16 protein-coding genes are annotated in these 22015 nt (G+C 65.4%); 11 read left to right on the top strand and 5 right to left on the bottom strand.

The annotated features are described in order from the left end of the window. Window positions 1-6: 6 nt before the first annotated feature. Window positions 7-327 carry a hypothetical protein gene (locus D769_RS14945; protein WP_008646357.1) on the bottom strand — a complete coding sequence of 107 codons (321 nt, stop codon included), beginning with the start codon at window positions 325-327 and terminating at the stop codon, window positions 7-9. 1282 nt (window positions 328-1609) lie between these two features. On the opposite strand from D769_RS14945, the gene D769_RS14940 reads away from it, so the two are divergent. Then, entirely contained in the window at window positions 1610-2575 is a 966-nt protein-coding gene (locus tag D769_RS14940) for a YihY/virulence factor BrkB family protein (RefSeq protein ID WP_035883080.1), read from the top strand. Between the two features lie 96 nt (window positions 2576-2671). After that, window positions 2672-4264: a peptide chain release factor 3 gene (locus D769_RS14935; RefSeq protein ID WP_008646353.1), complete on the top strand. Its 1593-nt coding sequence runs from the start codon at window positions 2672-2674 to the stop codon at window positions 4262-4264. Between the two features lie 74 nt (window positions 4265-4338). Here D769_RS14935 and D769_RS14930 read toward each other — a convergent pair whose 3' ends face one another. Further along, complete coding sequence (locus D769_RS14930) at window positions 4339-6492, bottom strand: TonB-dependent siderophore receptor (RefSeq protein WP_008646352.1); 2154 nt, start codon at window positions 6490-6492, stop codon at window positions 4339-4341. Between the two features lie 256 nt (window positions 6493-6748). After that, on the bottom strand, window positions 6749-8944 hold the full coding sequence (locus D769_RS14925) for a TonB-dependent siderophore receptor (protein ID WP_052018097.1): 2196 nt from the start codon (window positions 8942-8944) through the stop codon (window positions 6749-6751). Window positions 8945-9219: 275 nt separating this feature from the next. On the opposite strand from D769_RS14925, the gene D769_RS14920 reads away from it, so the two are divergent. From D769_RS14920 to D769_RS14910, 3 genes are all read left to right on the top strand, one after another. Continuing rightward, window positions 9220-10479 (top strand): MFS transporter, encoded by a 1260-nt coding sequence (locus D769_RS14920; protein WP_008646349.1) that lies wholly within the window; start codon window positions 9220-9222, stop codon window positions 10477-10479. Between the two features lie 71 nt (window positions 10480-10550). Then, a complete protein-coding gene (locus D769_RS14915) occupies window positions 10551-11468 on the top strand; it encodes an AraC family transcriptional regulator (protein ID WP_008646347.1) in 918 nt (305 codons plus the stop codon). A gap of 130 nt (window positions 11469-11598) precedes the next feature. Next, on the top strand, window positions 11599-12453 hold the full coding sequence (locus D769_RS14910) for a mechanosensitive ion channel domain-containing protein (protein ID WP_008646345.1): 855 nt from the start codon (window positions 11599-11601) through the stop codon (window positions 12451-12453). 102 nt (window positions 12454-12555) lie between these two features. On the opposite strand, the gene edd is transcribed toward D769_RS14910, so the two are convergent. After that, the gene (gene edd / locus D769_RS14905; RefSeq protein WP_008646344.1) at window positions 12556-14382 is read right to left on the bottom strand and encodes a phosphogluconate dehydratase; all 1827 of its coding nucleotides are present in this window, start codon (window positions 14380-14382) and stop codon (window positions 12556-12558) included. Between the two features lie 320 nt (window positions 14383-14702). Between edd and zwf the strand changes: the two genes are divergently transcribed. The 5 genes from zwf (at window position 14703) to D769_RS14880 (ending at window position 20003) form a co-directional block, all read left to right on the top strand. After that, window positions 14703-16151 carry a glucose-6-phosphate dehydrogenase gene (zwf, locus tag D769_RS14900; protein ID WP_024570298.1) on the top strand — a complete coding sequence of 483 codons (1449 nt, stop codon included), beginning with the start codon at window positions 14703-14705 and terminating at the stop codon, window positions 16149-16151. A 90-nt stretch (window positions 16152-16241) separates the two neighbouring features. After that, on the top strand, window positions 16242-16922 hold the full coding sequence (pgl, locus tag D769_RS14895; protein ID WP_008646341.1) for a 6-phosphogluconolactonase: 681 nt from the start codon (window positions 16242-16244) through the stop codon (window positions 16920-16922). A 4-nt stretch (window positions 16923-16926) separates the two neighbouring features. Continuing rightward, window positions 16927-17937, top strand: a complete 1011-nt coding sequence (locus tag D769_RS14890; RefSeq protein WP_008646338.1) for a glucokinase — start codon at window positions 16927-16929, stop codon at window positions 17935-17937. Window positions 17938-17943: 6 nt separating this feature from the next. Beyond that, the gene (locus D769_RS14885; RefSeq protein WP_008646337.1) at window positions 17944-18672 is read left to right on the top strand and encodes a response regulator transcription factor; all 729 of its coding nucleotides are present in this window, start codon (window positions 17944-17946) and stop codon (window positions 18670-18672) included. Continuing rightward, a complete protein-coding gene (locus D769_RS14880) occupies window positions 18672-20003 on the top strand; it encodes an ATP-binding protein (protein ID WP_008646336.1) in 1332 nt (443 codons plus the stop codon). The genes D769_RS14885 and D769_RS14880 overlap by 1 nt, the downstream gene beginning before the upstream one ends. A 13-nt stretch (window positions 20004-20016) precedes the next feature. Here the strand turns inward: D769_RS14880 and D769_RS14875 are convergent, their stop codons facing one another. Then, entirely contained in the window at window positions 20017-20952 is a 936-nt protein-coding gene (locus D769_RS14875) for a 2-hydroxyacid dehydrogenase (protein WP_008646334.1), read from the bottom strand. Between the two features lie 226 nt (window positions 20953-21178). Between D769_RS14875 and D769_RS14870 the strand changes: the two genes are divergently transcribed. Further along, window positions 21179-22015: OPT/YSL family transporter (locus tag D769_RS14870; protein ID WP_040011066.1), on the top strand; the 837-nt coding region annotated here is incomplete at its 3' end.

Raw genomic sequence — 22015 nt, 5'->3', positions numbered from 1 at the left:
GAGTGATCAGCTCATGCTGATCTTGCCGCGCCGTCCGCGCGGCGGCGTGGTGCCATCGTGGTTGCGATCGGGCAGCACCTCGTGCGGATCGATCGCGTTATCGCGAGCCTGCCGCTCATCGGATTTCGCCGGCTGGTCCGGCTTGAAGCGCACGTCTCCCCAGGCCCAGCCGAAGGTGCGTACATAGGTGTCGTTGCTGACGGCCGCATGGCTGTTCAAGTTCATGTCGTCGGGCCGGTCGAAGTATGCGTAGTTGCCTGCCAGGGCCGGCGTCGCAATGCTCGAGAGCAAGGCCAGCGCGAGGGCGGCAAGGACTCTTGCGTGCATGGGTGGCTCCCTCCCTCACTAAAAAAGGTGCCCGCCGGGGGACGGAGCACGTAAACCGGTGTAGATCCGCGCGCGACAAAAAGCAACGACCAATCACCCGCCCGCGCGAGAAAGAGGCCCGTCAGTAACCGGGCGGCCCGCTGCGGGATCGGCTGGCGCAGGCAGCCACGCCACAGCCGGCGGCCGCGCAATAGGACGTGGCGGGCCGTCTGGGCGCTCGCGGCGACGGAAGCAGGGGCGGCGACAGCAGATCCTGGACGCTTGGCGCGGGGCCCGCTAGTCGATAGGCGCGTCTGCGCGCCGTCATGCGCGCTGGTGGATGACGCATGGCTGTTTCCTCTCCCGGGGTTACTTTCGTATTGTTGTCACTGGCTCGTGTTCTTCTGGCACTGACTCTCCAGAGCGACAAGCGTGCCAATGTCATGCTTTCTCTTGTGCCGCAAGGCCTGCAGGCCGTTGACGTGCCAAGCGTTCCCGGCGGGATGGCATGCTTCGATGCCATTCGGTTTCGCGGCTGTAACCGAAGGCGTGAAAGTCCGCTGCTAGCGCGTGCACGCGCGCAACAAGCTGGCAAACCGTGGGCGCGTCAGCGGGCTGGCCTGGTCGGCGGCCCGGGTCGGATTCGGGGGGGAAACGGAAGATGTGCGGTGGATTAACGGCCTGCGCATCCACTGGAAGGGCGGCCATGCGAGTCCACGCCACGGGGTGAGCGGTTGGACGTCCACATGGCATGTCAGTCTTATCAGACAACGATGCCTGTGCACCTTGTTGCAACGCTGAAACAGGCGGTCAGGCGATCCGCTGCCGCAGAAATGGGTACGCTCGGTGCTGGCCGAACCTGACCGTACCACGCTCGGTGCGGTGTTCTAGCGGGGCGTGCCAGACGGTGACGATGCGCTGGTGCCTGCGGCCTGCGATCCGTTGCTGGAGATGGGTTTGGGGCCCGGCCCCGGCGCCTGATTCCGATCGCATCCTGCAAGCGCGCCCAGGCAGAACGTCAGGCAGAGCGTCAGCCCGATGCTGCGCACAACAGGGGACCGGCCAAGCATGGTGCGAATCACGATTGCCTCCTGATATCCCGGCGAGTGGATGGCCCGGCCGGTTGTTGTGCCTTGATCTACTCTAGCAGGCGTGTCCGCGCGGCGCTTGACCGCGCGCACTATGATGAACTCAAGCCCGGGCGCCGATAACGGCGGTCGTATTCATCGTGGCGCGGCCGCACGACTTTGACGGTGCCGATCCCTGCACTTATGCTTGGCGAAGTTACCCAAGGATGAACGCCATGCCCCCTGAACACGCCCCAAACAACCCGGAGCACGCTTCCTCGCAACGGGCGCCCAGGCGCTGGCTTCCAGACCGGCACACCGGCGGGCGCACCGTGCGCGTGGTGTCGGCCTCGATCAATTCGTGGCTGGACCATCGCGCCGCCAGCAAGGGCGCGGCGCTGTCCTTCTACATGCTGTTCTCGCTGGCGCCTATCCTGGTGCTGGTCATCTCCATCGCCGGACTGTTCTTCGGTGCCGAGGCGGCGCGCGGTGAGATTTTCGCGCAGATTCAGGATCTGGTCGGTGCCAAGGGCGCCGCCGCGATCGAGGGCATTCTGGCCGCCACGCATCGCGCCGGCGGCAGCGGCGTGGCGGCAATCATTGCCACCGGCATCCTGTTCGTCGGCGCCACCAGTGCGTTCGCCGAGCTCAAGAGCAGCCTGGACGACATCTGGCATGCGCCGCCGCCGGCCGGCGCTGGCTGGCAGAAGCTGCTGCGGGCCCGGCTGCTGTCGTTCAGCATCGTTCTGGTTCTGGCTTTCATGTTGCTGGTGTCGCTGATCGTGAATGCCGCGCTGGCCGTGATCGACCGTTTCTGGGGGCAGCTCTGGACGGCCACATGGTTCGCGCCGGTGGCTGAAGGCATCTCGACGCTGTTTTCGTTCGCCGTCGTTACCGCGCTGTTCGCGGTGATCTTCAAGATGCTGCCGAATGCGCGCATCGCGTGGCGCGACGTGATGATGGGCTCCGTCATCACGGCCCTGTTGTTTGCCGTGGGCAAGCGCCTGATCGGCCTGTACCTGGGCAACAGTGCGGTGGCATCGTCGTACGGGGCAGCCGGATCGGTCGTGGCGCTGATGCTCTGGATCTATTATTCGGCACAAATCTTCTTCTTCGGTGCCGAGCTGACGCGCCAATACGCACTGCAATTCGGTAGTCTGCGCGGTCATGATCCCGCGCAGGAGCGCGAAACGGTAAAATAGCGCCCCTGTCCGCCCTCGGGCCAGCCGCGCCCCGGCGCCGCTGCGCCGTTCGGGCCTTTGCCATCACCAGATATCACCTGCCAGGTTCCCCCAGCCGTGAGTTCGCTCGTTTCCGAAATTGCGCGTCGGCGCACATTTGCCATCATCTCCCACCCGGACGCGGGTAAGACCACACTGACCGAGAAGCTGCTCTGGTTCGGCGGCGCAATTCAGGTGGCCGGCGAGGTGCGCGCGCGCAAGGCCGATCGCCACGCCACCTCGGACTGGATGGAACTGGAAAAGCAGCGAGGCATCTCGGTGACGTCGTCGGTGATGCAGTTCCCGTATCAGGCGCGTCCGGAGTTGCCCGAGAACATCGTGAACCTGCTCGACACCCCGGGCCACGAGGACTTCTCCGAAGACACGTACCGCACGCTGACCGCCGTGGATTCGGCCGTGATGGTGATCGACTCGGTCAACGGCGTGGAAGCGCAGACGATCAAGTTGCTCAACGTCTGCCGTTTGCGCGCCACGCCGATCCTCACGTTCATCAACAAGCTGGACCGAGAAGGCCGCTCGCCGATCGAACTGCTCGATGAAATCGAGGACGTGCTCCAGATTCAGTGCGCGCCGATGACCTGGCCGATCGGCATGGGCAAGGCGTTCCGTGGCGTGTATCACCTGATCGACGACAAGGTGCAGCTGTTCGACCCGAAGGGAGAGAAGGGCACGGCGGCAATCATCGACGGCATCGACAACCCGGAACTCGACCGCATCCTGGGCTCGCAGGCCGAGGAGCTTCGCATCGAGGTGGAACTGGTGCGCGGCGCGTCGCACACGTTCGACAAGGAAGCGTTCCTGGCCGGCAAGCAGTCGCCGGTCTACTTCGGCTCGGCCATTAACAACTTCGGCGTGCAGTCGCTGCTCGACGCGCTGTGCGAGCTGTCGCCCCCGCCGCTGGCGCGCCAGACCGAAAGCCGCACCGTGGAGCCCGAGGAGGCCAAGTTCACCGGCTTCGTGTTCAAGATCCAGGCGAACATGGACCCGCGTCACCGCGACCGCATTGCGTTCGTGCGCGTCTGCTCGGGCCGTTTCGATCGCGGCATGAAGCTGCTGCACGTGTCGCAGGGCAAGACTGTCGCGATCAACAACGCCATCACCTTCATGGCGCAGGACCGTAACACGACTGAGGAAGCCTTCGCGGGCGACATCATCGGCGTGCCGAACCACGGCACGATCCGTCTCGGCGACGTGTTCACGGAAGGCGAGCCGCTGCGTTTCACGGGCATCCCGTCGTTCGCGCCCGAGTTCTTCCGCCGCGCGCGACTGAACAACCCGCTCAAGGTCAAGCAGCTGCAGAAGGGTTTGCAGCAGCTTGCCGAAGAAGGCGCGACGCAGATGTTCCGTCCGCTGGCTTCGAACGATCTGGTGTTGGGTGCGGTCGGCATGCTGCAGTTCGATGTGGTGGCGCACCGCCTGGAGCACGAGTACGGTGTGGACGCGATCTTTGAATCGCACGAATGCGCCACGGCACGCTGGCTGAAGGGCGATCCGGCCGAAATCGAGAAGCTGATCGACAAGGCCGGGCACAATGTCGCGCTCGACGGTGCGGGTGACCATGTCTACCTTGCCCCGAGCATGGTCAACCTGCGCTTGACGCAGGAGCGCTTCCCGAACATCCGGTTCCTGGAAACGCGCGAGATCGCCTGATCCCCAGCGTAGTTCGACAACGGAAACGGCCCGCAGATGCGGGCCGTTTCCGTTGGTGCGTGCGGCGTGACCCGTCAGTACGCCAGCGATGCCTGGATATAGAACGTGCGTGGCATGCCAACGTACATGCCGCCGTTGTTGTCGACGGAACGCGTGAAGTAGCGGCGATCGAACAGGTTCTTGATGCCGACTGCCAGCTTCAGGTTCTGCGCGGCCTTGCCGAAATCGTAGCCCATGCGCATGTTCAGCAGCGCATAACCGGGAATGTCGCCAAGCGAGCCATTCGCCGATTGCTGCGTCTGGTACACAGGGTTTTTCTTGGCCGGGTCGCCTGGCGAGTGTTGCTTCGACTGCGCGTAGCCATCGACGTTGATGGACCACCGGTCACGCGCGTAGCGCATCCCCAGCGTAGCCAGGTGGCGCGAATAGAAGGGCAGGTCGCGGCCAGCGAACGCGCCTTGCTGGTAGGTGGCATCCGTGAACGTGTACGTGGCGTAGGCGGTCAGGCCGGCCAGCGTCTTCGTCAGCGAGCCGAAGTCGAAGCGCAGCGCAGATTCGATACCGCGGTGCTTCGTCGCACCAAGGTTCGTCCATGCATCCTGCAGGCCGTTCCGGCCGGCACGCAGCTGCAGTTCGTCATCGAAGTTGATGTTGAACAGCGTCAGCTCACCGCCCCAGCCGTTCACATCATGAAAGTGCGTGCCGATTTCATAGGTCTTCGCCTTCTCGGGCGTCAGACCGTTAGTGGTGCGGTTGATCTGCGAGTACTGGACGGGCCCGAACGAAACGCCCGCATTGGCGAAGGCGGTCCAGTTGTCGGTGACGTGGTACATCATCGAGACCGACGGCAGCGGCTCGTTCGCCGAGTTGTCGGTTCGCTTGCCGATCATGTTGTCCGTGATGTTCGAGCGGATGAACTCGTAGCGCAGGCCCGGTGTGATCGTCCACTTGCCCCAGTTGATGGTGTCGTCGATGTAGATCGCGTTGGCAGTGGTGCTGCCGTCGCTGGACTGGTACAGGTTGCCAGGCAGGTTGGGCGCGTACACGCTGCCCGGCGTGTAGAAGGCCGTGCGTGTTGTCCGTTCGGAACTGGCCTCGCGCAGAAAGCGATAGCCGACGCTAACCTCGTTGCTGACGCTGCCGGTGCGAAACAGCTGCGAGTAGCGCGGCTCGATCGCGAACACGTGATAGCCGCGCGGCGATTTGGTCAGCAGCGTCCGGCCGCCGTTTTGCCGCTCGAGTGTGCTGCCGCGGAAGCTGTCGGTGTAGTACGTCAGGACTTCGAACTTGCGGTTGTTGTCGTTGTGCGCGTACTTGAGCGAGAAGTCCGTACGGCGGCCCGTGAAATCGTCATACGGGCGCGTGGACTGGAACGGGTTGGCCGCGAATTGCTCCGGCGTGAGGCCTCCCGGCATTCCGGCGTGCGCTTCGTAGTAGTGGAAGGCGGCCGAGAGCTCATCGGTCTTGGAGATCCGGTAGGCGCCCTTGAGCATCAGGTCGTCGATATCGACGTTGTCATTGCTCTCGCGGTAGCCATTGCCATGCACGCCCGAGTAGAGCAGGGCGCCACCGAGGCCGTTGTCGTTGGTGCCGCCGATGAAGGCGGTGGGGTTGGCCTTGGCATTGCCACCGTGGCTGTAGATGTCAGTGGAGATCGACGCGTCTGCCGCGAAGATCTGCGGGATCGGGCGCGTCACGAAGTTGATGATGCCGCCCACGTTCTGCGGCCCGTATCGCACTGAACCCGCGCCACGCACCACGTCGACTGCCGCGAGGTTGCCCAGCGACGTAGGAGCCATTGACAGTTGCGGCTGTCCATAAGGCGCCGCGGCCACAGGCACGCCATCCATCAGGATCGTCGAACGTGGGGAGAGCCGCGAGGTCAGCCCGCGCACGCCCACGTTCAGCGAGATATCGCTGCCGCCCGTGCCATTGTTGTCCTGCACTTGCACGCCGGGCACGCGTTTCAGCACGTCGCGCACGTTATTGGCGCCCGTCTCGACAATGGCCTTCCGGTCGACGATGGTCCGTGCACCGGGATGCTCCAGCACCTTTTCCTCGCTGGGGGCCTCGAGCCAGTTGCCCACCACAGTCACGGTGTTGAGCGTGGTCTCTTTGGCCGGGGTGGCGGCCGGGGCGGTCTGGGAGCGGGAGGCGAGAGGAAGGGCGAGCAGGGCGACGCCGGTGGCGCAAAGGGTCAGGCGAAAAGCTGGCAGCACAGTGAACATCCGAGGTAGGTAAATGCAAGGGCCTGATGGTGCGCAGCGCGTCGCGAAACGCGCGCACTGCGTCATAAGGCCTTTAAGTTTCAAATGGGAATGATTTGCAATTACACTGCCAACGGCGAATGTTGTCGAAGATGTATCGTGATTGGATCAATGTTGATACACATAAAATCGCAGGCGGCCCGGCTTGCCCCCGATGTCGCTCGACATGGTTTGTCGCGCTAACCGCCTGCGTTGCCAATCTGGTGCTCGGGAACCGTCAGTACGCCAGTGACGCCTGCAAGTAGACCGTGCGGGGCATACCCACGTACATGCCCAGGTTGTTGTCGTTGGAGCGCGTGTAATAGCGGCGATCGAAGATGTTCTTGATGCCAAGCGCCAGCTTCAGGTTCTGCGCGGTCTTGCCGAAGTCGTAGCCCACGCGCACGTTCATCAGCGCATAGCCGGGGATGTCGCCGAGTGCGCCGTCTGCCGATTCCTGGGTTTGATACACGGTCGATTGCGCCGGATTGCCTGGTGAGCGTTGTTTCGACTGCGCGAAGCCGTCCACATTGAAAGCCCAGCGGTTGCGCACGTATCGCATTCCCAGCGTGGCCACATGGCGCGAATAGAAGGGGAGATCGCGTCCAGCGAATGCGCCTTGCTGGTAGGTGGCGTCCGTGAACGTGTAGGTGGCAAAGGCGGTCAGGCCGGCCAGCGTCTTCGTCAGCGATCCGAAGTCGAAGCGCAGGCCCGATTCGAAGCCGCGATGGGTGGTGGCGCCGAGGTTCGTCCACGCATCGAGCGCGCCGCCGCGGCCCCCCTGAAGCTGCAGTTCGTCATCGAAGTTGATATTGAATAGCGTTAGCTCCCCGCCCCAGCCGTTGATGCCATCGAAGTGCGTCCCGATTTCATAGGTCTTCGCTTTCTCGGGCTTCAGACCGTTTGTGGTCGACGCGATCTGGAAGTACTGAAGCGGGCCGAACGATACGCCCGCGTTGGCAAACGCCGTCCATTTGTCGCTGAGGTGGTAGAGCACGGACAGCGATGGCAGCGGTTCGTCGGCCGATACGTCCTGCCTGACGCCAGTGAACTGGTCAGTCAGGTTCGTGCGGATGAATTCGTAGCGCAGGCCCGGCGTGATGGTCCAGTTGCCGGCATTGATCGTATCGTCGACGTAGAACGCATTGGCCGTAGTGCCGCCCGTGCGCCACTGATACACGGGCGCCGACAGATCCGGCGCATAGACGCTGCCCGGGGCGTAGAAGGCGGTACGCGTGGCTTTTTCCTCGCTGCCCTCGCGCAGGTAACGGTAGCCGACGCTGATCTCGTTGCTGACGCGCCCGGTACGGAACAACTGCGAGTAGCGGGGCTCGATGGCGAACACATGGTAGTTCCGTGGCGAGGTGGTGAGGCGGAGCCTCTGTGGCGTGGTGTTTCTGCGAGGTTGTTCCAGCGTGCTCCCGCGGAAGCTGCTGGTGTAGTACATCAGCACTTCGAACTTGCGGCTGTTGTCGTTGTGCGCGTACTTGAAGGAGTAATCGGAGCGCCGGCCCGAGAAACTGTCGTACGGACGTGTGGACAGGAAGGGGTCGTCCGCGAACTGTTGCGGTGTCAGGCCGCCCGGTATACCGGCGTGTGCGTCGTAGTAGTGGAACGCAGCCGAGAGTTCGTCGGTCTTGGAGATCCGGTAGGCGCCCTTGAGCATCAGGTCGTCGATATCGACGTTGTCATTGCTCTCGCGATAGCCGCTGCCGTGCACACCCGAGTAGAGCAGGGCGCCACCGAGGCCATTGTCATTGGTGCCGCCGATAAAGGCTGTGGGGTTGGCCTTGATGTTGCTGCCATGGCTGTAGATGTCGGTGGAGATCGACGCATCGGCCGCGAAGGTCTTGGGGATCGCCCGTGTCACGAAGCTGATGATGCCGCCGACGTTCTGCGGACCGTATCGCACCGAACCCGCGCCACGGACCACGTCCACCGCTTCCAGATTGCCCAGGGACAGCGGCGCCATGGACAGTTGCGGCTGCCCGTAGGGCGCCACGGCCACCGGCACGCCATCCATCAGGATCGTCGAACGGGGGGAGAGCCGTGACGTCAGCCCGCGCACGCCCACGTTCAACGAGATATCGCTGCCGCCTGTGCCGTTGTTGTCCCGTACCTGGACACCCGGCACCTGACGCAGCACGTCGCGCACATTGTTGGCCCCTGTCTCGGCGATGGCTTCCCGGTCGATGATGGTCCGGGCGCCGGGGTGCTCGAGGACCTTTTCCTCATTAGGGGCCTCGAGCCAGTTGCCCACCACGGTCACGGTCTTGAGTGTGGCTTCGTTGCCCGCGCTCGCGGCTGGTGGGGTTTGGGATCGGGAGGAGAGGGGGAGGGTGAGAAGCGCGACGCCGGTCGCGCAGAAGGCAAGGCGGAATGCTGGCAGCACAATGGATATCCGGGAAGCATTGACATGTGCCCGGTGCGACATTGGCGCGGCAAAAAGCGAGCCATAAGGCACAAGGCTGGCCGAGTATAAATGCGAATGGTTCGCATTTACTTTGTGCTTTCTCAAGTTCCCGCCCGAAGGCACTACATCAATGCATCAACTTTGATACATGAAAGCGCCAGCACTTCCCGACCGCCTCGTTTAGAATCACCACCTTTGTGTCCAAGTGCACGCATTCGTGCGCTTCCCGCCTCGCAGCACCCTCAATGTGCTGCTGAAGCATCTCCGAAGCACTCCTTCGAGTGCCGATACACCCCATGTCCACCGCCTCCGCGCAAGCGGCCGACGAGCCGCAAACTGTCTTTCGTGATCCTGCTTTCCGGCATTTCTGGTTCGCCCGGCTTTGCACCACCATCGCCTATCAAATCTTCACTGTCGCTGTCGGCTGGCAGATGTATGACCTGACGCGCGATCCGTTCATGCTCGGCATGGTCGGGCTGGTGCAGTTCCTGCCGTCGATCGTCCTGCTGCTGATGTCGGGTCATGTGGCCGACCGGTTCGATCGCCGCATCGTGGTGCGTACCTGTCAGGTGCTGGAAGCACTGATCGCGGCATCGATGGCCGCGGCGAGTTTCTCGGGCTGGGTCACGAGCGAGCACATCTTCCTGTTCGTTGCCGCGATCGGCGGCTGCCGCGCCTTTGAAACCCCCACGCTCCAGGCGTTGCTGCCCAGCGTGGTGACGTCACGCCAGTTGCCACGCGCGGTGGCGTTGTCGAGTTCGGCGGGGCAGACCGCGATCATCATCGGGCCGGCGCTGGGCGGCTTTGCCTACGTAGCGGGGCCCGGCGTGGTCTATTCGATCAGCGCCGCGCTGTTCGCGGTTGCCGCGATCCTGGTCACCACGCTGAAGCTCCGGCAGGCCGCGCAGCGGATGACCGCGCAGGCCAGCCTCAAGACGCTGTTCGCCGGGTTCGCCTATATCCGAAGCCATCAGGTGCTGCTGGGCGCGGTGTCGCTGGACCTGTTCGCGGTACTGCTCGGCGGCGCCACGGCGCTGCTACCGATCTACGCGCGCGACATCCTGCATACCGGTCCGTGGGGTCTTGGCCTGCTGCGCTCGGCGCCCGCGATCGGTGCGTTGACCACCGCGCTCTGGCTGGCCCGCAACCCGCTCAACCGTCGCGTCGGACGCGTGATGTTCACGGCCGTGGCGATCTTTGGTCTGGCGACGATGGTGTTCGGCGTCTCCAAATGGCTGCCGCTGTCGATGGCGGCCCTCGTGGTGCTCGGTGCGTCAGACATGATCAGCGTCGTGGTGCGCCAGACGCTGGTACAGCTCGACACCCCCGATGACATGCGCGGACGCGTGGGCGCGGTGAATTCGGTGTTCATCGGCGCTTCCAACCAGCTTGGCGAATTCGAATCCGGGGTGACCGCCGCGCTGCTCGGGCCGGTTGGCGCGGTCCTGCTGGGTGGTGTCGGCACGCTGATCGTGGTGGTGGCGTGGATGCGCCTGTTCCCGAACCTCACTGAGCGTGATCGCCTGCACGACCATCATCCGGCCAAGGCAAGCTGAGCGGCATGGCCGCTCGCCGGCAGAAAAGCGTACCCGTTTCTGCGCGCCGGTGATCGCGCTATAGTCGCACGATGTCCGTCCCCTCCACACCCCTCCATGACAACGCGGTGTTCTCCGCGCTCACGCAATCGCGTGCGTCGCTGGAGCGTGCCTGCGCGCTGGGTGACGGGTTTGGCCTCGCGCTCTGGCGCAACCGGATGGACGACACCGCGTATGCGCGGCCCGGCCATCACACGATGTCGGTCTATCTCGAGGGCGGCTTCTCGACGTACCGGCGCGACGCACCCGACCGCAAGGGCGCGCCCGACCGCCTGTGCCTGCTGCCTGCCGACCATGAGTCTCGCTGGCACGTCGGCGGCACGCAGCGCTTCATGCATCTCTACTTCCAGCCCGAGCATCTGGCCTGGCACTGCGTGCGTGTGCTGGACATGGAGCCACGCGCGCTGCAGTTGCAGGACCGCCTGTTTGCCGAAGACGATGCGCTGGTGGCGCTGACCCGCCACATGGTTGCGCTCGACTGGGAAGCGCCCGACATGCGCATGGCCGCCAATGCGATGGCGCACGAAGCAGTGACGCGGATGCTGCTGTCGCACGGCACCCGCCAGCCTTCGGTCGACTGGCGCGGCGGTCTTTCCGTGGCTGCGCGTCGGCGTGTAACGGAGTGGGTTCACGCCCATCCGGCCGCCAATCCCACGCTCGGAGACTTGGCCGCGCTGGCGGATCTGTCCGAGTACCACTTCGCCCGCATGTTCCGAATTTCATTCGGAATGCCCGCGCATGTCTGGATCATGCGCGCGCGGCTGTCACGGGCGTGCGGGCTGCTGGGCGACCGGCGGCTCTCGTTACAACAGGTAGCCGACCAGGCTGGCTTTGCCTCCGCCAGCCATTTCAATAACAGGTTCCGCGCCGCCTATGGGGTGACGCCGGGACAAGCGCGTGCGTCTGGAATGGGCGCACTACCGTCTATTTCGGCCTCTCGGGCATCGTAAGGCGCACATTTAGACCGTTTCGCTGCACTGCGTCACGCAGAAATGGGTACGCTTTTGCTGAAGACCGATCCGGAACGTCTCGGTCCGACGGGTGTCTACGAGCTTTGCCCTGAAAGGAAGGAGCCGACGGATGGACCTGAAATTCATTGATCCCGCCAAAGTCGAGGCCACCTGGACCTATCTCGCGCAATTCGCGGTTAGCCAGGGGCTGAACCTGCTGGCCGCGCTGGCGATTCTGGTTACCGGGTGGTGGTTGTCCAGCCGCGTCAGCCGGGCGTTGACGCGGGCGCTGCAGCGCACGTACATCGACGACACCCTGAGGCCGATGCTGACCGCGGTGGCGCAATGGATCATCCGGATCCTGACCATCGTGCTGGTGCTGTCGCAGTTTGGCGTGCAGACCGCCAGCATCATCGCGATGCTGGGTGCCGCCGGCCTGGCGATCGGGCTGGCGTTGCAGGGCACGCTGCAGAACATCGCGGCCGGCATCATGCTGGTGCTGCTGCGACCGTTCCGCGTCGGGCAGTACATCGACGCGCAGGGCGTGGCGGGCACGGTGCGCGAAACCGGCCTCTTCATGACCGAGCTGACGACGGCCGATGGCGTGTGCATGCGCGTGCCGAACGGCAAGATCTGGGGCAGCGCCATCACCAACTACAGCGAGAACCCGACGCGCCGCCTGGACATCGAGGCCATCGTCACGTTCGACAGCGACATTCAGGCGGGCCTCGATGCGCTCAAGGCCATGATGACCGAGGAGTCGCGCCTGCTGCCCGAGCCGAAGCCCGAAGTCATGGTGACCCGCTACACCGACCGGGGCATCACGCTGAACGCGCGCTACTGGACGAACAGCGGCGACTTCTGGAACGTCCAGTATGGCTTCTTCGGCCGGCTGCAACAGCGGCTGGAGGATGCCGGTTGCCGCCTGGCCGTACCCGTGCAAGAAGTACGCAGGCCAGAGAGCGGCGACGCCGCCCGGGCGTAACCCACACGCACGTAAAACGCGTGCAAGAAGCGCGCGAAAACCGTACGCAGAAACGGGTACGCTTTCGCGGCCGCCACCCCGGCGGCCGTCCCCCCAATTCCCTCAATGCTCTTCCGCGAACAGCGAGCACGCGCCGGCTTCGGCCGTGCTCACGTGCGCGCGAAAGCCGCCGAAGAGGTCGCGGCCCACGCCATGCCGATTGCGTGTCAGATCGGGCGTGTCCATGGGGCGGGACGCCCATTCTGCCTCGTCGACCCTGACCGTGAGCACGCCTGCGGGGGCATCCACGCGCACGATATCGCCCGTGCGGACCTTGCCGATCTCTCCGCCCGCATGCGCTTCGGGGCAGACGTGGATGGCAGCCGGTACTTTGCCCGATGCGCCCGACATGCGGCCATCCGTCACCAGCGCCACGTGGAAGCCGCGATCCTGCAGCAATGTCAGTGTCGGCGTGAGCTTGTGCAGCTCGGGCATCCCGCAAGCCGATGGGCCTTGCCACGGGAGCACGGCCACGAAGTCACGCTCCAGCTCGCCACGCTTGAAGGCAGCCAGCAGATCGTCCTGGCGATGGAACACGATGGCGGGTGCTTCCACGACCTGATGCTCGGGTTTGACGGCCGATGTCTTGATAACGCAGCGGCCGAGCTTGCCATCGAGCAGCTTGATACCGCCGTCGGGCGCGAACGGGCTGTCGGCGGTGCGCACGATGGTGTCGTCCAGGGACTTCACCGGGCCGTCAATCCAGCTCAGCTTGCCATCTCGCAGTACCGGCTCGCGCGTGTAATCGGCCAGACCGGTGCCGGCGATCGTATTGACGTCGTCATGGAGCAGCCCCAGCGACAGCAGCCCGCGTATCACCACCGGCAACCCGCCGGCCGCCTGGAACTGGTTCACGTCGGCCTTGCCGTTCGGGTACACACGCGCCAGCAAGGGCACAGCGGCGGACAGTTCGTCGAAATCGTCCCAGGTCAGCAGAATGCCGGCCACGCGGGCCATGGCGATCAGGTGCAGCGTGTGGTTGGTGGACCCACCCGTGGCCAGCAACCCGACGATACCGTTCACAAAGGCGCGTTCGTCCAGGACTTCGGCAATCGGCATGTAGCGCGTGCCGCCGTGAACGAGCCGCAGCGCCTGGCGCGCGGATTCGCGGGTCAGGGCCTCGCGGAGCGGCGTGTTCGGATTGATGAAGGCCGTGCCAGGCAGATGGAGGCCCATGATCTCCATGAGCATCTGGTTCGAATTGGCGGTGCCGTAGAACGTGCAGGTGCCCGGGCCGTGGTACGACCGTGTCTCGGCTTCCAGCAGTTCCTCGCGCCCGATCTTGCCTTCCGCGTAGAGCTGGCGGATATGCGCCTTTTCCTCATTGCCCATGCCGGTCGTCATCGGGCCACCCGGCACGAACACGGCGGGCAGGTGTCCGAACGACAGCGCGCCCATCACCAGGCCTGGCACGATCTTGTCGCACACGCCGAGGCAGAGCACGCCGTCGAACATCTGGTGCGATAGCGCGACCGCGGTGGCCATCGCGATCACGTCACGCGAGAACAGCGACAGGTCCATGCCGTCCTGGCCCTGCGTGACTCCATCGCACATGGCCGGCGTGCCACCGGCGAACTGCGCGGTACCGCCGGCGTCCAGAGCGGCTTCCTTGATCCACTGCGGAAAGGCGTTCAGCGGCTGGTGTGCGGACAGCATCTCGTTGTAGGCCGACACGATCGCGAGATTCGGCCGCTCCTGCGCCTTGAGCCGGATCTTCGCATCATCGGGCATCGCCGCCACGCCGTGTGCGAGATTGGTGCACGACAGGTTGGCGCGTTCGACCTTCTGGCCCGCCATGGCGCGGGTGCGCTCCAGGTAGGCCTGGCGGGTAGGGGCACTGCGGGCCACGATGCGGGCCGTGACCGCATCCAGTACGGGGTGGCGGGGCATGGAAGTCTCCTGTAGGGCGCTATCAGCGTAGTCGAAATTCATGGGCATCATCGGAATGCCGTCCGGATCGGCGACCTGCCCGTTTGCGAGGGCGTCTGCATGTGGGATTGAAGCGGCTCACGGTTGTTCCGCCACGGTGATCCGGGCCACGCAGAAACGGGTACGCTTTGGGTCCGATGTGCGGCGCGGGTCATGCTCGTGGCCACTTCCCCCTGCCCAAGCGGCGGCGAGTGACGTACCATGGCCGGAACCAATGCGCCGCGCGGCGGACTCAATAGTTGCCGGGGCGCCCCATCCCCCGCAAGGAGCCCAGGGTGAGCTTGCCCGATTTCGACATGGTGCTGTTCGGCGGCACCGGAGACCTGGCGCGGCGCAAGCTGCTGCCAGCCCTTTTCGACGCGCACCGCACGGGGTGTCTCCACCCGTCCTCGCGCATTCTCGCTACCGGAAGTCATCCGCACACCACCGAGCAATACAAGGCAATGCTCGAGGAAAGCGTGCGTCCTGGCCTCGAACATGCGCCACCCGAAGCGTGGACCTCGTTCATGGATCGTATCGGCTACGTGCAGGCCGACGCGCGCCAGCCGGCGCACTTCGACGCGCTGGCCGAGCAGGTGCTGGCCCGAAAGCCCGAAGTGGTCGTGTGCTATCTGGCCACGGCGCCACATATCTTCGTGCCGATCTGCGAGCAACTGGGGCGAACCGGCCTCAATGCGCCCAACGTGCGCGTGGTGCTCGAGAAGCCGCTCGGCCATGATCTCGACTCGTCGGAGGCGATCAACAACGCCGTGTCGCGGTATTTTGGCGAGGAACAGATCTACCGGATCGACCATTACCTGGGCAAGGAATCGGTCCAGAACCTGATGGCGATCCGCTTCGCCAACGCGCTGTTCGAGCCGCTGTGGCGGCGCGAGTGGGTGCAGGACGTGCAGATCACCATCGCCGAGGAACTGGGCGTGGAGACACGCGGTGATTTCTACGATCGTACCGGCGCGCTGCGAGACATGGTGCAGAACCACCTGGTGCAACTGCTGTGCATGGTGGCGATGGAACCGCCGGCCAGCCTGTCCGAAGACGCGATCCGCGACGAGAAGATCAAGATCCTCAAGGCGCTCAAGCCCATCCTGCCGCAGGACGTTGCCGAGAAGACCGTGCGCGGCCAGTATCGCGCCGGCGCCGTCGGCGGCAAGCCCGTGGTCAGCTACGTCGACGAGCAGGGTATCGCCGCCGACAGCACGACCGAGACCTTTGTTGCCATCAAGGCCGAAATCGCCAACTGGCGCTGGGAAGGGGTGCCGTTCTACCTGCGCACGGGCAAGCGGATGCAATCGCGCGTGGCCGAGATCGTGGTCCATTTCCGCGACGTGCCCCATGCGATCTTTCCTAGGCCGCTGACCCTGTCGCCGCAGAACCGGCTCGTGATACGGCTACAGCCCGAAGAGAGCATCCGCTTGTATTTCCTGGTCAAGCAACCGGGCGATACCGTGGAGCTGACGCCGACCTCGCTCGATCTCGACTTCGCCAACTCGTTCAAGATGCGCCGTGCGGGCGCATACGAGCGGCTGTTGCTCGACGTGATCCGCGGCAAGCTTGGCCTGTTCGTGCGACGCGACGAGCAGGTGCAGGCGTGGCGCTGGGTCGAGCCGATTCTGGATACGTGGGACCAGAGCACCGTGCCGCCCAAACCGTACACGGCGGGCACCTGGGGACCGGCGGCATCGTCGGCCCTGATGTCGCGCGACGGCGCGTTGTGGCACGAGGAGGCCTGACGCGCCACCGAAGGATCGGAAACATCGGAAACATCGGAAACATCGGATTCACCACGACACGCGAACCATAAGGAGTAGAAGGAGCAGCCCATGCGCCAATTCGAACATGCGACGCTGATGGACCAGGCTGAATCGCTGGCCATCTCGATCGGTCACGCGCTTGATCTCGCGATCAAGGCCAAAGGCTGGGCCGTGCTGGCCGTGTCGGGCGGCAAGTCGCCACAAGCCATGTTCGAGCGGCTGCGCTACCGCCCCGTTCGCTGGGAAGCCGTGACGGTCACGCTGGTCGACGAGCGCGCGGTACCGCCCGATGACGCCGACAGCAACGGAGCCATGGTGCGCAGCCACTTGCTGCGCGAAGGCGCGGGCGTGGCGGCCTGGGTGCCGTTGATCCGCGACGAGGCCGAGGCCGCGCATCCGCAAAGCGCGGTGGCGCGCCTGAATCAGGCCTTCCTGCAACCGGATGTGGTAGTGCTGGGCATGGGCGAAGATGGTCACACGGCCTCGCTGTTTCCGGATGCACCTGAGCTTCAGACCGCCCTGTCCGAACCGACTCCGGGCTACATCGTTACCCATCCGTCGGTCGCGCCCCATGCGCGCATCACGCTGAACCTGGCCGCGTTGCTGGCGGCGGACCGCATGTTCCTGGCGATCAGCGGCGAGAAGAAGGCTGCCGTGCTGGAGCAGGCGCTGAAGATGCCGACGCCCTCGTTGCCGGTCAGCGTCGTGCTGGCACGGCACCGCCACGGCGTTGATGTCTTCCGGGTTTAAGCCCATGACGGATCGCGCGATGTCCTATCCCCGGATTCTTGCCGACGTGGGCGGCACTAACGTGCGCTTTGCCATGGAGACAGCGCCGATGCGGATCGGCGAGATCACCGCATACAAGGTGGCCGAGCACGCCTCGCTCGAAGCCGCGATGCGGCTCTACATGCTCACGCATACCGGCGCGGCCCGGCCGCGTCACGCGGCCATCGGCTTGGCCAATCCGGTCACTGGTGACCAGGTCAAGCTGACCAACCACAACTGGGCGTTCTCGATCGAGGCCATGCGCCGCGCGCTCGATCTCGACACGCTGGTGGCCATCAACGACTTCACCTCGCTGGCGCTGGCGCTGCCGTATCTGCCCGACGCCAGTCTTGTACAGGTACGCGACGGCACGGCGGTGGCCACGGCGCCCCGGGCCTTGATCGGGCCCGGTACCGGCCTTGGCGTATCCGGCCTGATTCCCGCGCCGGGTGGCGCGGTGGCGCTGGCGGGCGAGGGCGGACACATCGAGATCATGCCGGTCACCGACGACGAGTGGATCGCCTGGCGCGCCGCCCACGATCAGTTTGGACGCGTGTCGGCGGAGCGGCTGCTGTCGGGTATGGGTCTCTCGCATATTCATGCTGCGCTGTCCGCAGAAATGGGTACGCCTCTGGAGGTGCCGCTGGCCCCGGCGCAGGTGACGGACGGCGCGATGCGCGCGGGCGACCCGATATGCCGCCGCGCTTTCGAGGCGTTCTGCGGGATGCTCGGCTCGGTTGCCGCCGATGTCGCGCTGGTGCTCGGCGCACGTGGTGGCGTCTATATCGGCGGTGGTATCGTTCCACGCTTTGTCGATGCCCTGCGGGCGTCGACGTTCGCGGAGCGCTTTGTCGCCAAGGGCCGCATGGGCAGTTTCCTTGCCGACGTGCCGGTGTACGTGATCACGGCAGAATATCCGGCGCTGCCGGGCCTGGCTCGCGCGCTGGCGGACCGGCTCGAAGCCGACGCGCGCCGCGCCGAGACCTCTCAATCCTGAAAGACGATGCGTGTATTGCTGGTAGAAGATGACGCCATGATCGGCGAAAGCGTGAAGGTGGCGCTGCGCCAGGAGGGTTTTACGGTCGACTGGGTGCGCGATGGCGATGCCGGGCTCGATGCCGCATCGGACCAGCACGGGCCCCGGGCCGACGGTGGCTACGACGTGGTGCTACTAGACCTGGGTTTGCCGCGCCGCCCTGGGCTCGACGTCCTGAAGACGCTACGGGCCCGCAACGTGCGCACGCCGGTGCTGATCCTGACCGCGCGCGACGCGGTGGCCGACCGCGTGGCCGGACTCAACGCTGGCGCCGACGACTACCTGATCAAGCCGTTCGATCTGCAGGAACTGGCGGCCCGTATGCACGCACTGGTGCGCCGTGCCGAGGGGCGCGCGGAACCGGTGCTCCGCTACGGCGACATCATGCTCAACCCCGCCACCCGCGAAGCCACCCAGGCCGGCGCGTCCGTCCGGCTGTCGGCGCGTGAATTCGCACTGCTGTCGGCGCTGATGGCTCGACCCGGCAAGGTGTGGTCGGTGCCGCAGCTTCAGGAGCGGTTGTATGGCTGGGATGACGAAGTCGGCAGCAATACGGTGGAGGTCTATATCCATGCGCTGCGCCGCAAGTTCGGCGCGGCGCTGATTCGCAATATCCGCGGGGTGGGCTATGTGATCCCCGCCGAAAGCGGCGCGGAACAAGACACCAAGGGCGGTCCCGAGGGAGCCATGCATTGATGCGCTCGATTCAACGTACGCTGCTTTGGTGGCTTGCGGCGGGGCTTGCCGTGGGGATCGCCGTGGCCACCGCGCTGATCTATGGGCAGGCGCGGCAGGAAGCCAACGCGCTGTTCGACTACCAGATGAAGCAACTGGCGGCCGCGTTGCCGAGCCAGTTTTCCGCGCCGGTGGCGCCGCCGTTCGATTCCGGCAGCCCGACGGGCGCCGACCTGCTGCACGCCGACGAGGACGTCGTGATCCATATTTGGGATGGCTCGGGGCGCAGCCTTTATCTGTCGCACTCGCATCCGGCATTGCCGCCGCAGGCGGAGCTGGGTTTCTCGAATGCGCAGACCAACTCTGGCGAGTGGCGCATCTACAGCGTGCAGCTCGGGCCGGCGGTTGTGCAGATCGCCCAGCCGATGAGCGCGCGTCGCACGCTGGCCGCGCATATGGCGCTGCGCACGGTGGCGCCGCTGCTGCTGCTGTTGCCGCTGCTTGGCTGGCTGGTGTGGCTGGCGGTGGGGCGTGGCCTGCGGCCGCTGCGCGAGATTGCCAGCGAGGTGAGCGCGCGCGATGCCAACACGCTCGCGCCTCTGTCCGTGCGCAATATGCCCGAGGAGATCGCGCCGTTATCCGATGCCTTGAATCAGTTGCTGGGGCGGCTGGCGCATGCCATCGACACGCAACGCGCGTTCGTGGCCGATGCCGCTCATGCGTTGCGCACGCCGTTGGCCGCGCTGCAGTTGCAGGCTCAACTCGTCGAACGGGCCGAAAGTGCCGAGGCCAGGCAGGAGGCCGTGGGCCAGCTACGGCAGGGGCTTGAGCGGTTGACCCACCTCGTGGCGCAGTTGCTCACGCTGGCGCGGCAGGAGCCAGGCGCCGTGCCGCCGCCACATGAACCGATCGACCTGCGTGAACTGGCCGTCGGCGTGGTGGCGGATATGTCCCAGGCCGCCATCAATCGCGATATCGACCTCGGTCTGGATGACAAGGCCGGGAGCCAGGCCACCGTGCGTGGCGATGCCGATGCCTTACGCATCCTGCTGACCAATCTGGTCGACAACGCGCTGCAATACATTCCGCGTGGCGGGCGCATCGATGTGCGGGTGAGCGAGGCCGCGGCGGGCGTGGAACTGGCCGTGATCGACAACGGCCCGGGTATTTCCGCCGCCGAGCGCGAGCGCGTGTTCGATCGCTTCTATCGCGTCCCAGATGCGCCCACCGGCGGAAGCGGGCTGGGTCTGGCCATCGTGGCCGAGATCGCGCAGTCGCACGGCGCGCGCGTCTTTCTGGAAGATGCGGCGCCTGGGCTGCGTGTGCGGGTGGTGTTTCCTGTGATCGCCTGATCTGATCGGCTGATCAGAGTACCGGCGCCACCAGCGGCTCGCCGGCGAAATGCCGCCGCGCATTCTCGACGAACTGGCTGACCGAAGCGAAGATTGCTTCGGGCGACCAGCCGGCCACATGCGGCGTCAGCACGACGTTGGGGCAATCGAACAGCTCGACGGGCGGTGCCGGCTCGCTCTCGTAGACATCGAGCCCCGCGCCGCCTAGTTCGCCTGCCCGCAGCGCGGCCGCCAGCGCCACCGTGTCTACCACGCTGCCACGCGCGATATTCACCAGATAGCCCGCCGGGCCCAGCGCGCGCAGCACGGGCGTGCCGACCATATGCCGCGTCTCGGTGCCGCCCGGCGTGGCGATGATCAGGTAGTCGGCCCATTCGGCCAGGGACATCACGCTGTCGAAGTAGCGATGCGGCACGTCCGTGCGCGCGCGGCGGTTGTGATAGCCGATCTCCAGATCGAACCCGAGACCGCGTTGCGCGATCCGTCGGCCGATCGTGCCCAGCCCGACGATGCCCATCCGCTTGCCTGACAAATTCGGGGCCAGCGGCAGCGCATTGCGCCAGATGCCTTCGCGCGTGGCGCGATCGTACGCGGGCACGCGGCGTACCGACGCCAGCAGCAACGCCATCGCATGGTCTGCCACGCAACTGTCATTGGTGCCGGCGCCGTTGCCGACGGCGATGCCGCGCTCGCGGCATTTGGCGGTGTCGATGTTCTCGTAGCCGGCACCCATCGCGCAGACCAGCTCCAGCGCGGGCATCGCGTCGATTTCTTCCGCGGTCAAGCCAATGCTGCCGATGGTCAGCACCGCGCGGAAGGTCTTGCCATGGGTAGCGACCTCGGTAGCGCGTTCGGCAGCAGTCGGCGCATAGCGAACGTCGTAGTGTTCGGCGATGAGGGCGAGGTGGGCAGGTTCGAGATGGTTGAGGATGAGCAGAGCGGGCTTCATGACTTCAGGACGTAACGGCAAGGCGAGGGAGAGACTGTTTCTGGATGTCGGCTTCAGCGGCCGAAGCGCCATTCTATGCCTGATGAGCGATGGCTGCCGGCCCTCGCCCACGCTCGCAGAAACGGGTACGCTTCGGGCATTTGGCGTGCGCAGAAATGGGTACGCTTTGGCGGTCGAGGATGCTGGAAATGTCCGGCATCCTCCCGCAGCCGCTCGCAATCACCCAATGCCCACTACCCTCACCCGAGAATCCCCAACCTGGCTGCCCGCCCCCGATAGCTGGCAGTACCACCTGCTGCTCGGCGCGGCCGGGATGCTGATCCTGGGGCCGCTCGGTGGTATCGCCGCGGCGTACATGAACTTCTCGCTCGGGTTCTTCGTGGGTGGACAGGTATTGGCCGGCATTCTCGGGTCGGCCGTGACGGCGGGCTACGGCGCATCCGGGCGTCACGGCGCGAACTACATCCAGACCGCCGCTGCGTCCGTGGCCGGCATGAGCGGCATGGCCGTCGTGATCCAGGCGATGGGCTGGATGGGCATGGCGCCGCCGCCGATGTGGCAGTTGATCGGCTACATGCTCTGCATCGGCATGTATGGGGTGGGCGTGGGAATGCTTTATACCCCGCTGCTGGTGGACCGGATGCAGCTCACGTTCCCGTCCGGGCTCGCGGTGGCCAACATCCTGCGCGCGCTGACCGATCCCGTGCTGCTGCGGCGCTCGGTTGCCCGTCTGGCGGGCGGCACCGGGCTTGGCGTGCTGGCGAGCATCGGTGCCACACGCGTGGCATGGCTTGGCGCGATCGACCTGTCGGCTTCCACGTTTGGCGCGGGCATGATCGTTGGCGCCCGCATTGGCATCGCGGCGCTGGTCGGCGGGCTTGCAAGCTGGGCGTTGACGCCGTACTTCGTCTCCATCGGCTGGCTGGCGCCGGGTGACCCCTATCGCAAGATCACGTTCCTGATCGCGCTGGGTATGATCATGGGCGCGGCGGCCGTCGATGTGTCGCTGCTCCTGATGCGCGCGGCGCAACGCACGCGTGCCGCTGCCTCGGGCGGCAGGGCG

This window comes from Cupriavidus sp. HMR-1, from assembly GCF_000319775.1.
Taxonomy (GTDB): Bacteria; Pseudomonadota; Gammaproteobacteria; order Burkholderiales; family Burkholderiaceae; genus Cupriavidus; species Cupriavidus metallidurans.
This window is presented reverse-complemented; position numbering and strand designations above follow the sequence as displayed.